Raw genomic sequence first — 14,148 nt, 5'->3', positions numbered from 1 at the left:
ATTAATTATAAAATATCTTTTGAAAAATAACTAGGTGATATATTCAAAGATCATTCTTAATTTTTAAGAAAATATTTTAATATAACATTATTATTTGAAAAATATTTAAATTTTTTGTTAATTTATAATTTTTGCGGGCATAATAAATTTGAAAAACGTATTATATTCAATTGACTCAAAATAATGAAAATTCATTAAAAGCCTATATTGATGAAATCATGTGATATACTGTTAAAGGAGTTTAAGGATATATAGATTTCCGATATTTACCAACATGGCGTGAATGGAGTTTAATTATTGAAGAATTTTGTATGCAGGAATAGAAGATTAATATAAATTGGATTCTATATATAAAAGAGGAGGATAACATGGGAAATTACATACTTAATATTACCGCGGTTTTTCAAATTTCAGTGTTTATATTAGCATCGTACTATTTAATACTGTCTATTTTTGGGTTGTATAAGCGTAGAACAAAAGCGAGCTATGATCCTAAAAAAGCCTTTGCCTTAGTAGTAGCTGCTCATAATGAAGAAATAGTTATAGGTAAGATTGTTGAAAGCTTGCTTAAGCTAGATTATCCTAAAGAGCTTTATGATATTTTTGTTATAGCCGATAATTGTACTGATAGCACTGCAGCTATTGCTAGAGAAGCTGGTGCAAAGGTTTTTGAAAGAGCTAATAAAGAAAAAAGAGGTAAGGGTTACGCTCTTGAATGGATGTTTGATAAATTATTCAAGATGAATAAAAAGTATGATGCTATAGCAGTGTTTGATGCTGACAACTTAGTGTCTGCGAACTTTTTAAAGGAAATGAACTCACGCATGTGTGAGGGTTATAAAGTAGTTCAAGGATATATTGATAGTAAAAATCCGCATGATTCGTGGATTACAGAGTCTTACTCCATCTCCTTTTGGTCTGCTAGCAGGCTGTTTCAATTGGCTAGAACTAATTTAGGTCTATCAAACCAAATTGGAGGTACAGGTTTTGTAGTTGATACTGAAGTGTTAAGAAAATTAGGTTGGGGAGCTACCTGCCTAACAGAGGATTTAGAGTTTACCTGTAAGCTTATATTAAACGGTTATAAGGTAGGTTGGGCTCATGAAGCCGTAGTATATGATGAAAAACCTCTGACCTTAAAACAATCTTGGAATCAAAGAAAAAGATGGATGCAGGGCTTTGCAGATGTAGCAAGTAGATTTTTCACAAAGCTTATTAAAAAAGCTGTAAAAGATAGAGATTTTGTGGCTTTTGACTGTGCTTTATATGTTATTCAACCCTTCGTAGTACTTTTGCTTGGAGCTTCTTTAATACTAAACTTTGTTCAAAGCAATAGTGGCGGGTTATATATATTTGCTACAAGTAATTTATTCTCCGATAGCACTTGGAAGATCTTCAGCGTATTACAGTTTTTATTAACTCCTTTTGTAATGCTGTTAGAGAAAAAGCTATCAAAGAAGCTTTTTGCCTTCATGGGATTATACTCTCTAAATATATTTATATTTAGTTATTTCCTAAAAAGCGATGCAGGGCTTATAACCATAATTTTATACCACTTAGCATATCTATTGGTAGTATTACTGATGACATATATGTTCTTAGGTAAGCAATCATGTAAGATGTTTATTTGGTATCTTTTATATGGAGTTTATACTTTAACTTGGATACCTATTACTATTCAAGGAATTTTAAATAAAAATAATAAGGAGTGGAGCCATACTAAACATGTAAGACAAATAGGGATATATGACGTATAGCACCTCCTTAAAAAATAACTAGTCCAGCACTAGTTATTTTTTAATGCCTAAAAAGCTGTTGTTAAAAATCATATATTTTTTTATAATGTATACATTGTAACAGTCTAATATGATATAAGAACATAAGTTTGACATAATTTACATTAGAGCTTATACTATAAAGGTTAAATTCCTGTGTTATTTCTCTGAGTTAGGATGAAGGATTATCCTTATAATGGAAATAATTTTGATAAGGAATTTTTTTAAGGAGGATTTATGCTGAAAACCGTAGAATATAGTGAATTATTAAGTGAAAATAAAGACCATATATTAATCGATGTTAGAACCTCAAAAGAGTACGAAGAAGCTACCATACCTGGAGCTGTTAATATACCGCTTTTTACCGATGAAGATAGGGAAAAAATTGGGTATGTTTACGTAAACGAAAGTATAGAGAAGGCTAAGAGAATGGGCATTGAGGCAGTTTCAGCTCGACTTCCTTTTATTTATGATGAGGTATTAAAGAATTATAAAAAAAGAGGAAAATTGGTTTTCTTTTGTGCCAGAGGTGGCATGAGGAGTTCTAGCATTAGTTCTCTTTTAAATTCTCTAGGAATTAACTCTTATAAAATAAGAGGCGGTTATAAAGCCTACAGGGATTATATAAATGAAAGTTTACCAAAGCTACAAGAGCATGTAACCTATATTGTTATTCACGGTAAAACTGGTGTAGGAAAAACTCAAATACTAAAGGGTCTAAAGAACTCTGGCTATGATGTTATTGATTTAGAATGTGCGGCTAACCACAGAGGGTCATTACTAGGAAGTGTGGGTCTTGGTAAGCAAAGAAGTCAAAAGCTATTTGAGTCCTTGATACATGAGGAGCTTAGTCATAGAAAGAGCAATTATGTATTTATAGAAGGAGAAAGTCAAAGAATAGGAAATATAATAATTCCAAATTTCATGTTTAATAAAATGAGAGAAGGGATACATCTATACTTAGATGCAGATATAGATTTTAGAGCCAGGTTACTTATAGAGGAATATACCGCTAATGATAATGCTAAAGAGCAGATATTAGATTGCTTAGAGCTAATGAAAAGACACATTAGTGACGAAAATATAAAAAGATATAAAAACCTTGTAGAAGAGGAAGCTTTTAAAGAAGTTTGCAAAGAACTCATGGTAAAGTATTATGATCCTATGTATCAAAATTCAATGAAGAAATATAAATATGAAAAAAGTTTTAATATACACGATATAAAGGAAGGATGCTTTTTTATAGAACAATGGTTTGAAGATTATAAAGCATCTTTAAAAGATTGCAAAGGTAATTTGGAGGATTAACATGGAAGAGATAAGCAATGTTCAGTCTTATGATGTTACGGATTTAACATCTCTAGAAAAATTAGAACCTGTAAGAGTAAGGCCAGGTATGTATATTGGATCCACAGGAAGCAAAGGACTCCATCATTGCATATGGGAGATATTAGACAATGCTATAGATGAAATCACTAATGGCTTCGGTAATGAAGCTACTGTAATATTAAATAAGGATAAAAGCGTTACCGTAATAGATAATGGAAGAGGTATTCCTACTGGAATCCATCCTGTGAAGAAAAAGTCTGGAGTGGAGATGGTTTATACAGAACTTCATACTGGTGGGAAATTTAACAATAAAAACTATAAGACCTCTGGAGGTCTCCATGGAGTTGGAGCTGCTGTAGTAAATGCACTATCTGAGTGGCTTGTAGTAGAAGTACACCAAAACGGAAATATTTACAGGCAAAGATTTCAGTATTCCTATGATAAGCAATTAAAAAGAAATATGCCAGGAACTCCGGTAACGTCCTTAGCTATAGTAGGAGAGACTAAGGATAGCGGAACAAGAGTAACTTTTATGCCTGATAAACAGATTTTCACTACAATAGATTTTAAATTTGAAATGATAGATGAAAGGCTTCAGGAGTTAGCCTTCCAAAATAAGGGTATTAGGCTTAAGCTCATAGATGAAAGAAGAGAAGAGCCTATTATAAAAGAGTATTTTTCAGAGAGAGGTCTATTAGATTTTATAGATTACTTAAATGAAAGTAAAACCTCTCTTCATGATAATCCTATTTTATTCGAAGGGGATAGGCAAGTAGAGGGAATAGATATGTACGGGGAAGTTTGTATACAATTTACGGACTCCACCGCAGAATATATTGCGAGTTACGTAAATAATATTCCCACCACAGAGGCAGGCACTCATGAAACAGGATTTAAGACAGGCATGACCAGGGCCTTTAAGGATGGGGCTAAAAAGTTAAATTTGATAAAGGAAAAGGATAAAGATTTTGAAGGCGATGACTTAAGAGAAGGTATGACAGCCATCATAAGAATAAAAATAACTAATCCAATTTTTGAAGGGCAAACAAAGACAAAGTTAGGTAATAATGAAGCCTATACTATGATGAATGATTTAGCTTATACCAAATTAAGCGAATGGATTGAGGATAACAAGGAAATAGCTACTAATATAATAAATAATGCCTTGGAAGCAGCAGCAAGAAGAGAGAAAATTAAAAAGATCAACGAAGCAGAAAAGAAAAAAATTGGTAAGGGAACTGCTCCTTTGGCAGGTAAGATTGCCGTATGTACTCTAAGAGATAAAGGTGTAAATGAATTTATCGTGGTGGAAGGAGATTCCGCAGGAGGAAGTGCAAAGCAGGCTAGAGATAGGAGATTTCAGACTATAATGCCCTCTAAAGGAAAGATAATGAACACTGAAAAGCAGAAGCTAGAAAATGTATTGGCCAGTGAAGAACTAAAGATTTTTAACACTGCTATCGGTACAGGAACCTTAGATAATTATAATGAAGAAGATTTAAAGTATGATAAAATAATAATACTTAGTGATGCGGATGTGGATGGTTATCATATAAGAACTCTATGGATGACCTATATATATAGATATATGAGAGCCTTGATTGCCAATGGACATCTTTATATTGCTCAACCGCCTCTATACAAAGTTTATAAACAAAGCAAAAATGGAGAAGTTCATAAATATGCCTATAGTGATGAAGAACTAGGTAAAGTTAAAAAAGAAATAGGAAAGGGAGCTCTGATTCAAAGATATAAAGGATTAGGAGAAATGAACGCTGACCAGCTTTGGGATACTACTTTAAATCCTGAAACAAGGACTCTTCATAGAGTAACTATTGAAGATGCTTCAAAGGCAGAAAAGATGGTTTCTTTGCTTATGGGAGATATAGTGGAGCCTAGAAAAAATTATATGTATAAATACGCTGAATTCTAAAAGAGCTTTTAGAAAGGTAGAAAATATATGGCAAAAAAACTTGATATACCAAAAGATAATAATATTATAGATATTCCATTAGAAGAGGCAATGCCAGAAAACTATTTGCCTTATGCTGTAGAGGTAGCTAAGGATAGAGCACTTCCAGATGTAAGGGATGGCTTGAAGCCTGTTCATAGGAGAATTATATATGGAGCTTATATGTTAAAGGCTTTCCCAGATAAGCCTTATTTTAAATCTGCTAGAATAGTGGGAGATATATTAGGTAAATACCACCCTCATGGAGATGCTTCAGTTTATGATGCCATGGTAATATTGGCACAGAATTTCTCTACAAGAGAGCCTTTAATAGATGGTCATGGGAACTGGGGAAGTATTGATGGGGACAATGCAGCAGCTATGCGTTATACGGAAGCTAAGCTTACTCCCATTGCCCTAGAGATGATTAGAGATATCGATAAAGAAATAGTGGATATGGTTCCAAACTATTCTGATACAGAAATGGAGCCAAAGGTTTTACCTGGTAGATATCCTAATTTATTAGTAAATGGAACCTTTGGAATAGCAGTAGGTTTAGCTACTAATATTCCTCCTCATAATTTAAAAGAGGTTATAGATGCCACTGTGGCTTATATTGACGATGAAGAAATCACCACTAAAGGACTTATGAATTACATTAAAGGTCCAGACTTGCCTACAGGCGGCATATTAATAGGTAAGGACTCCCTTCTAGCAGCCTATGAAACTGGTGAGGGTAAGGTAACCCTAAGAGCGAAAACCTCTATTGAAAAGTTAGAAAATGGGAGATGGGGCATAGTTATAACGGAATTCCCTTATAGAAGGAATAAGGCTAAGCTTCTTCAGACTATTTCAGAAATGACTGCAGACAAGAAACATATGAAAGCCCTAGAGGCTATTACTGATATCAGGGATGAATCAGACAGAACAGGTATTAGGGCAGTTATTGAATTAAAAAAAGCAGCAGATGAAGATATGGCAAACAAAATACTAAAATATCTTTATAAGAAAACAGATCTTCAATGCAATGTAAACTTTAATATGGTAGCCCTGGCTGATGGCAAACCTGAAACTCTTGGGCTTAAAGCTATAATAAAACATTATGTATTGCATCAAAAGGACATAATTACCAGAAGAACAAGAAGGGAATTAGCCCTAGCGGAAAAAAGATTCCACATAGTTGAAGGCTTTATTAAAGCCATTAGCATTATGGATGAGATAATTGCCACTATTAGAGCTTCCAAATCAAAAAAAGATGCCAGTGAGAATTTAATAAATAAATTTGATTTTTCAGAAGAGCAAGCTCAGGCTATATTGGAGCTTATGCTTTATAGGCTTACAGGATTAGAAATAAAGACTTTTGAAAAAGAATATAAAGAACTAGAAAAAGTAATAAAAAGGTTAAATAAGATTTTGGAAAATGAAAAAGAGCTTTTAAAGGTAATAAAAGAAGAAATATTACAGATTTCAGAAAAACACGGCAGTGCGAGAAGAACAGAAATTGTCCAGGATGATAGTGAAGCTAAGATAGATTTAGATGAACTTGTGGTGGTAGAAGATGTAATGGTGACCTTATCTAAAGAGGGATTTATTAAGAGAGTACCTTTGAAGTCCTATAATAGATTAAACAGTAATTTAGAGGATATAGAATATAGAGAAGGGGATTATGCTAGATTTTTATTCCAGTCCAATACTAAGGAGTCCTTAACTATTTTCACTGATAAAGGCAATATGTATCAAATAAAGTGCAATAATATACCTGAATGCAAGTGGAAAGAAAAAGGTGAAAGACTAGATGAGCTTATTAAGGGGCTTAGTCTAAATGAAGAAAATATATTGAGTGCTTTTTCTATAGATAGCTTTAGCCCTAGTAAAGAATTATTGTTCTTCACTAGCAGAGGGGCTATAAAAAAGACTTCCTTAATTAAATTTGAAACAAGTTATTCTAAGCTACAAGCTTTAAAATTAAGAGAAGGAGAAGTCCTTGTAAAGGTAGAATTAGTAGAAGCAGAAAGAGAAGAAAAATTTATAAGAGTACTTACAAAGAATGGACTAAGCTTTAGCTTGGAAGAGCCTAAACTAGAACCTTTAGAAAGGGCAGTGTTAGGTACTCAAATGATTTTAATGCCTATAAAGGATGAAATAGTTTCTGTGGAATATGTAGAGGAATATGAGTATGCAGAATTTACCCTTGGCATAAACAAATATGGCAAAATCAAAGTTTATGACAAGGTAAAGGAAGATAGCTATAGAAAAGTAAGGACTAATAGTAAAGAAAAAATATTGATATTTGCAGATAATGCAAAGGCTTATTTACTATCTGCTTGCTTATTCCAAAATTTAAAGGATGAAGAGTTTGATTTAAGGAATTTAGTTGAAGGTTTTGAAGAGGAACACAGAGTATTAAATATGCTTTCCATAGATTCCTTTGAGGAGGAACTATATATATACTTCTTTACTAATAGTGGGATGGTAAAAAGGAGCCTTTTAAAGGAATTTGCAGGTGAATATTTAGAAATTCAAAGCTACAAGTATAAACAGCTGAAGGATAAGCTTATAGCTATTGAGTTTTCTGATAATGAGGATTCTAAGGCTCTATTAGTTACTAAAAAAGCTATGGCTATTAAATTTTCCGTGTCAGATATAAGCGTTATGGGAAGAATAGCCTCCGGGGTTACGGGAATAAGTTTAAAAGATGAGGACGAGGTTATTTTTGCGAAGGTGACAGATTCCTACAATACATTATTAAAGAAGGTCAAGGATGAAGTAGCTTTAGATAAAGAAAATAGCGAGGAAATAACCTTAGTGGCTTCAAATAAACAAGAAAAAACCTTTAACGTGGATGAAATTCGCTTACAAAACAGAGCCGGAAGAGGAACCAATTTAATGCTGGTTATTATGGGGATTTTTATAACCAAGGTAAAAAATAAAAAGTAAGAAGGGGTTTGAGGTAAAATGAATAAAACAAAAAAAGTTTTAGTTTTTCTTGCTGAGGGTTTTGAGGAGATAGAGGCTTTAACAGTGGTGGATGTACTTAGAAGAGCCGAAGTAAAATGCCATATGTGCAGTTTGGAAGGAGAGTATGTTTTAGGAGCTCATGATATAAATGTTAAGGCTGATGTTTGTATTTCAAATATAGATATTCACGATTATGATGCTATTGTGCTGCCAGGAGGCATGCCAGGAGCCAATAATTTAAAGAATAATTTAAGGGTTTTAGAAGCAGTAAAGGATTTTTACTCCTACGGACGATTAGTAGCAGCTATTTGTGCAGCTCCTATAGTATTAAAGGAAGCAGGAATATTAGAAGGAAAGGCAGTTACCTCCTATCCAGCTTTTAAAGATGCTTTAGGTAACTGTATATACAAAGAAGATAAAGTGGTAGCAGACATGAACTTATTAACTAGCAGAGGACCAGCTACAGCTTTAAATTTTGCCTACGAGATTTTAAGAAAATTAGGAGAAGAAGAAAAAGCTTCAGAATTAGAAAAAGCAATGCTTTATTAATTCACAATTCACAATGCACAATTAAGGAGAATTTTTCTCAGTGAAGCTGAGAAAAATTAATAAATAAAATTATTTTGCTTTTTTCCGATAAGCGGAAAAAAGCTTCTTTTAATTGTGAATTGTGACTGTGCATTTTGCATTGAAAAAAAGGGTGGTATTCAATGAATAAAGTAGTTTTACAAAATGGATTAACATTAATTCATGAAAAAAAAGAAGGTATTATAACTTCCTTTTGTATTGGTTTTGATGCAGGGGCAGGGAAAGAGAAGGATTTCTTTGGGGCGGCCCATGCTTTGGAGCATATGATATTTAAGGGGAGTAAAAATAGAAGTGAATATGAAATAAATAGGGAATTTGATAATTTATTTGGCTTTAATAATGCTATGACAAACTTTCCTTATGTTATCTATTATGGCACCGCTATAAATGAAAATTTTAAAGAGGCCTTCTCTTTATATATGGACATTTTATTAAACCCAACTCTAAGCCATTATGGCTTTAATGAAGAAATGGATGTGATTTTGCAAGAGTGCAAAGAATGGAGAGAAGATTTTGACCAGCATTGTGAGGATTTATTGTATGGTAATGCCTTTAGCAGCAGAAGAATAAAGGATATAATTATAGGCAATGAAAAGAGTATAAAAAAAATAAACTTAGAAGCCTTAAAACAATATTATAATGAATACTATGTGCCCAATAATTGTGTAATATCCATAGTTACCTCCTTAGATTATGAAGAAGTTTATGAACAGGTGGTAAAGCTTTGTGGACAGTGGAAGGAAAAGCCTTTGTCTATAAAAGCCTATGACTATGAGATTAACAAAAGTGGCATATTTATTAATGAAGTTTATGGATTAGAAGGTGCTAAAATAGAATATTGCTTGGATATCCATCATTTGAATTCAATGGAAATGAAAGCGTTGAATATTTTTAATATGATGCTTGGACAAGGATTGAGTGGAATATTGTTCGATGAAATAAGAACTAAGCGAGGACTAGCCTATGATCTCTCTACTATAATAAGAGAAGAGGAAGGAATTAAGTTGTTTCAAATAAAAGTTAGCACTGGTAAGAGCAATTATAAAGCTGTAATACAAATAATAGATGAAATTTTTAATAACTTAGAGCGCTATAAAAAGCTTTATGAAGAAAGTTATATGAACTACTTAAAGAGATTAAAGCTAAAGAAATTTTTAGAGATTGAAAAGTCCATAGAATTAGCTAAAAAACTTACTACTTATGAAATAATGTATGGAACAGCAGAAAAAGTTTATGAAGAGATGAATATAGATTCAATTATTTCTTGGGAAATACTGACAACCGTTATTGATAAAATTTGGAGCAATAAATCTATACAAGTGGTTATTTAATGCACAATTCACAATGCACAATTGAGGAAGATTTTTTTCTTTAGCGAAATAAATCAAAATAATTTTATATTCTTAAGTTTTCTCAGCGGAGCTGAGAAAATTAGCCTTAATTGTGAACTACGAATTGTGCATTGGAAAAGGAGTGTTTGAATGGAAAAGTGGATGATGAAGAATATTAAAGCAGATTTTAATGGGTTTGCTTCGGCTCTTAATGTAAGTCCCATTTTAGGAAAGCTTTTAATCAATAGAGATATATATAATCTTAAGGATGCTGAAAAATTTTTAAATCCATCCTTAGAGGTATTAAATAGTCCATTGGACTTAAAGGACATGGATAAAGCCATAAACCTCATAAAGGAACATATTGATGAAAATAAAAAAATCTTGATTGTAGGGGATTACGATGTAGATGGTGTTATCAGTACATATATACTATTTTCGGGGCTAAGTGACTTTGAAGCCAATGTAGATTATCATATTCCTGATCGTATAAATGAAGGTTATGGTATAAATGAATCTATAATAAGAAAAGCAAAAGAGATGAACGTAGATTTGATTGTAACCTGTGATAACGGCATAGCGGCTTTAGATCAAATAAAGCTTGCTAAGGAATTGGGATTAAAGGTTATAGTAACAGATCACCATGATATATCCTTTATAGAAAATGAAAGTGGACACAGGGATTACGTTTTACCCTTAGCTGATGCAGTAATAAATCCTAAAAGAAGTGATTGCAATTACAGTTTTAAAAAGCTATGCGGAGCTGGTATAGCCTTTAAGTTAATACAAGCATTATACATTAAAAGAGGAAAAGAAGAAAAAGAGGCTTTTAAATACTTAGAGTTTGCGGCTATAGCTACAGTTTGCGATGTGGTTGATCTCGTTGATGAAAATAGAATCATAGTTAGAAATGGGTTAGCCATGATAAATAGCACAAAGAATATAGGCCTAAAAGCTTTAATTCAAGAAGTGGGATTAGAAGAAAAGGAAATTGGTGCCTATCATCTTGGATTTATCATTGGACCAAGTATTAATGCTACGGGACGACTAGAAAGTGCCATAATTGCTTTAAAGCTATTATTAGCTAAGGAGGAGCAAAGTGCTAGAGAACTAGCAGAGCGGTTACATAATTTAAATATAGAAAGACAAAATATCACTAGCGAAGGATTAGAGAAGGCCATAGATATTATTGAGAGCTCTTCGCTGATAAGAGATAATGTTCTAGTGGTTTATATTCCTGAGGTTCATGAAAGTGTAGCAGGCATAATTGCAGGAAGAATAAGAGAAAAATATAATTTACCTTCTATTGTTTTAACTAAGGCGCAGGAAGGGGTAAAGGGCTCAGGAAGATCTATTGAAGGATATAATATGTTTGAAGAGCTTTTAAAGTGTAAGCATCTTCTAGCAAAATTTGGAGGACATCCTATGGCAGCAGGATTATCCTTAGAAGAAAGCAACATAGATAGGCTTAGGGAAGAGCTAAATAAAAACTGTACATTGACTGAAGAGGATATAATGCCAGAAGTAAATATAGATATGCAGATGAATTTTAAGGATATAACCTTAGAACTAGCAGAAGAAATCTCATACTTAGAACCTTATGGGAAAGCTAATAGTAAACCTAATTTTGCAGAAAAGTCAATCAGTGTTCAAAGGGCAACGGTTTTAGGCAAAAATAAAAATGTGTTAAAGCTAAAGCTTTATTCAAGAAAAAGCAATAAATTTATGGAAGCTGTTTATTTTGGAGATATAGAGAAGTTTAATGATTTAATTGTTGAAAAATATGGCAGAGATATATTAGAAAGGATCTATAATGGTGACAATAATCCTGTATTATTAGATCTAGTTTTTAATATAGGAATAAATGAATACCTGGGAAATAGGAGTATTCAGCTGATTGTTACTAATTATAGATTGTGAAAAATGGCCACGATGCATATTTCTATTCTTTATAAAATTATGTAAAATATTAGAAGGAAATATAAGGTTTTTATAGAATATAAGTAATTTAAAGGCATTAATAGGTGAATGATTATTAAGCATTTTTAACGATTATTTATCTTTATTAAAGGAGTAATTATATGCATATTGAAAGCCGTAAATTAGTACAATCTATAATCGATGCATTACCTTATTATCTATTTGTAACGGATACTGAGGGTAGGATTATATACTTTAATGATGAGGCTAAAGAGCTTTTTGATATAAGCAGCAATATTTTGACTGATATGTGTATGTATGATATATTTGATAACTATGAATTTATCCTTGAAAATGGTCAAAAATTAGATAAAAGTAATAATCCAGTTTTTAAAACAATTAATGAGGGTATAAAGTATAAAGATCTTATTTTAAAGAAAAGTAATGAGGTTAAAGATATATACTTGCTATTAAATTGCTCTCCTTTTATAGAAAATGAACGGGTTCAGGGGGCAGTAATCAGTATTTCTGATGTCACTGATGAATATTTGAAAAATTTAAGAATAAAAAAAGAACGAGAGCAATTTATAAGTATATCTACGGAGCTAAAAACAAAGTGTGATATCATAGAAATATTAAGAAATAGAGAAAAAGAGCATCTAATGCATTTGAAAGATGTGATGAATAATATCTCTGAGGGATTATTAGTTCTTGATTCTAAAGGCAAATTCAGCTTTTCAAATAAATCTCTAAATTCTATTATAGATATCACGCCAGCAGAGCTTTTATATCTGCCAAACATAGAGAAGAAATATATTATTCAGCATGTTAGCGGAGAAGGTGAACACTTATTTAACATATATAATGATGCATTTAAGAATAATCTTCCCATTAGAGATTTAGTTTTAAAGTTTATAGATAGAGAGAGTAATAACACTAAGTATATAGAGTTTAATGCAAATCCTATATCAAATAACAAGAAACAGCTGCTTTATACTATAATAACCTTAAAGGATATAACAGAAATTAAAGAGCATGAAATTTTTGCTGAGGATCAGGCGCGTTTTGTAAGAGATGTGGTAAATAATATGGATATACCTATTGCTGTATTAGAATACCCTTCTTTTAAAACTAAGCTAGCTAATAAGAAGTTTGAATATCTAATCAGATATATGTTAGATAACAACGAAGTTCTCGATGATAGAAGCTTAGTAGATGCATTAACCCAATATGGCAATGAAGGACTATATGACGCTATTGAGTTTTGTGGAAGGGTAGGAAGAGAATATACCTGTTCCCCTTATCATGTTAAGGATAATTCTGGTAATAGTAGATTTTATAAAATAAAATTTAAGCCCTTTAAAAATAGAAATGGTGAGGTGGATAGAATTCACATTCATGCTTCTGATATAACGGAGGAGATAAATCATAGCATGGAGCTAGAAAAGATAACTAAACTCAAGGATGAATTCTTTACAGTGATTTCCCATGAGCTGAGAACTCCTTTAACTATAATTTATTCTTCACTACAATTAGCTTACAACATATATGGAAAAGAAATAACACCTAATATTCATAAGACCTTATTTAGAATAAATCAAAACTGCAGTAGATTATTAAAGTTAATTAATAATATATTAGATATTTCAAAAGCAGAAGCGGGTTTTTTAAATATTAATTCAGTAAATTTTGATATTGTTATCACAACAGAGCTTATAGTAACTTCTGTAAACTCCTATGCAAAGAGCAAAGGTATAGATTTAATTTTCGATACTAATGAGGAGGAAGCAGAGGTACTTCTTGATAAGGATAAATATGAAAAAATACTATTAAATCTACTTTCTAATGCTATAAAGTTTACTCCAGAAGGAAAGCAAATTTTAGTTCAATTACTCATTGATAAAGCTAATATTTCATTGATAGTCAGAGATGAAGGCATAGGTATACCTGAAGAGAAAATCACCTATATTTTTGACAGGTTTGCTCAGGTCAATAGCTCTTTATCTAGGAGAGCAGAAGGTACAGGACTAGGACTTTCTCTGGTAAAAAAGTTAATTGAACTTATGGATGGAGAGATAATGGTAAGAAGCAAGATAGAAAAAGGATCAGAGTTTATTATTAAATTTAAGAGAGCTACGGATTTGACCAAAGAAAGCAAAAGTTATGCTATGATTGATGAAAATATGAATGATAAAATTAATATTGAATTTTCAGATATAGGGTAAGCCAATTCATAATGCACAATTCACAATTCACAATTAAGGATAATATTTTGATTTTTTCCTATAGGAAAAAA

Annotated in this window: 8 protein-coding genes; all 8 read left to right on the top strand. The window is 31.9% G+C overall.

Annotated elements, in window-relative coordinates; translation table 11 throughout:
- Positions 1-368: 368 nt before the first annotated feature.
- The 8 genes from BN2665_RS16445 (at position 369) to BN2665_RS16410 (ending at position 14,077) form a co-directional block, all read left to right on the top strand.
- Positions 369-1,757, top strand: coding sequence for a glycosyltransferase family 2 protein (locus BN2665_RS16445; protein ID WP_055668176.1), 1,389 nt, complete (start codon positions 369-371; stop codon positions 1,755-1,757).
- Between the two features lie 255 nt (positions 1,758-2,012).
- Positions 2,013-3,083: a tRNA 2-selenouridine(34) synthase MnmH gene (mnmH, locus tag BN2665_RS16440; protein WP_055668175.1), complete on the top strand. Its 1,071-nt coding sequence runs from the start codon at positions 2,013-2,015 to the stop codon at positions 3,081-3,083.
- 1 nt (position 3,084) lies between these two features.
- Entirely contained in the window at positions 3,085-5,037 is a 1,953-nt protein-coding gene (locus BN2665_RS16435; protein WP_055668174.1) for a DNA gyrase/topoisomerase IV subunit B, read from the top strand.
- A gap of 27 nt (positions 5,038-5,064) precedes the next feature.
- Positions 5,065-7,992, top strand: coding sequence for a DNA topoisomerase IV subunit A (locus BN2665_RS16430; protein ID WP_055668173.1), 2,928 nt, complete (start codon positions 5,065-5,067; stop codon positions 7,990-7,992).
- An 18-nt stretch (positions 7,993-8,010) separates the two neighbouring features.
- Positions 8,011-8,562: a DJ-1 family glyoxalase III gene (locus BN2665_RS16425; RefSeq protein WP_055668172.1), complete on the top strand. Its 552-nt coding sequence runs from the start codon at positions 8,011-8,013 to the stop codon at positions 8,560-8,562.
- A gap of 161 nt (positions 8,563-8,723) precedes the next feature.
- Positions 8,724-9,932, top strand: coding sequence for a M16 family metallopeptidase (locus BN2665_RS16420; RefSeq protein WP_055668171.1), 1,209 nt, complete (start codon positions 8,724-8,726; stop codon positions 9,930-9,932).
- 150 nt (positions 9,933-10,082) lie between these two features.
- Complete coding sequence (gene recJ, locus BN2665_RS16415) at positions 10,083-11,852, top strand: single-stranded-DNA-specific exonuclease RecJ (RefSeq protein ID WP_055668170.1); 1,770 nt, start codon at positions 10,083-10,085, stop codon at positions 11,850-11,852.
- Between the two features lie 161 nt (positions 11,853-12,013).
- Positions 12,014-14,077, top strand: coding sequence for a sensor histidine kinase (locus BN2665_RS16410; RefSeq protein ID WP_074042323.1), 2,064 nt, complete (start codon positions 12,014-12,016; stop codon positions 14,075-14,077).
- Positions 14,078-14,148: the final 71 nt, after the last annotated feature.

The sequence above is a fragment of the Desnuesiella massiliensis genome (genome assembly GCF_001403615.1).
GTDB lineage: Bacteria > Bacillota > Clostridia > Clostridiales > Clostridiaceae > Desnuesiella > Desnuesiella massiliensis.
Note: the sequence above shows the minus strand (reverse complement) of the source record. Positions and strands in the feature narration are given on the sequence as shown.

Excerpts from the sequence above, each read along its gene's own strand:
- BN2665_RS16410 (WP_074042323.1), top strand. The coding sequence starts at position 12,014 with ATGCATATTGAAAGCCGTAAATTAGTACAATCTATAATCGATGCATTA.
- mnmH (WP_055668175.1), top strand. The coding sequence starts at position 2,013 with ATGCTGAAAACCGTAGAATATAGTGAATTATTAAGTGAAAATAAAGAC.
- BN2665_RS16420 (WP_055668171.1), top strand. The coding sequence starts at position 8,724 with ATGAATAAAGTAGTTTTACAAAATGGATTAACATTAATTCATGAAAAA.
- BN2665_RS16435 (WP_055668174.1), top strand. The coding sequence starts at position 3,085 with ATGGAAGAGATAAGCAATGTTCAGTCTTATGATGTTACGGATTTAACA.
- BN2665_RS16445 (WP_055668176.1), top strand. The coding sequence starts at position 369 with ATGGGAAATTACATACTTAATATTACCGCGGTTTTTCAAATTTCAGTG.
- recJ (WP_055668170.1), top strand. The coding sequence starts at position 10,083 with ATGGAAAAGTGGATGATGAAGAATATTAAAGCAGATTTTAATGGGTTT.
- BN2665_RS16425 (WP_055668172.1), top strand. The coding sequence starts at position 8,011 with ATGAATAAAACAAAAAAAGTTTTAGTTTTTCTTGCTGAGGGTTTTGAG.
- BN2665_RS16430 (WP_055668173.1), top strand. The coding sequence starts at position 5,065 with ATGGCAAAAAAACTTGATATACCAAAAGATAATAATATTATAGATATT.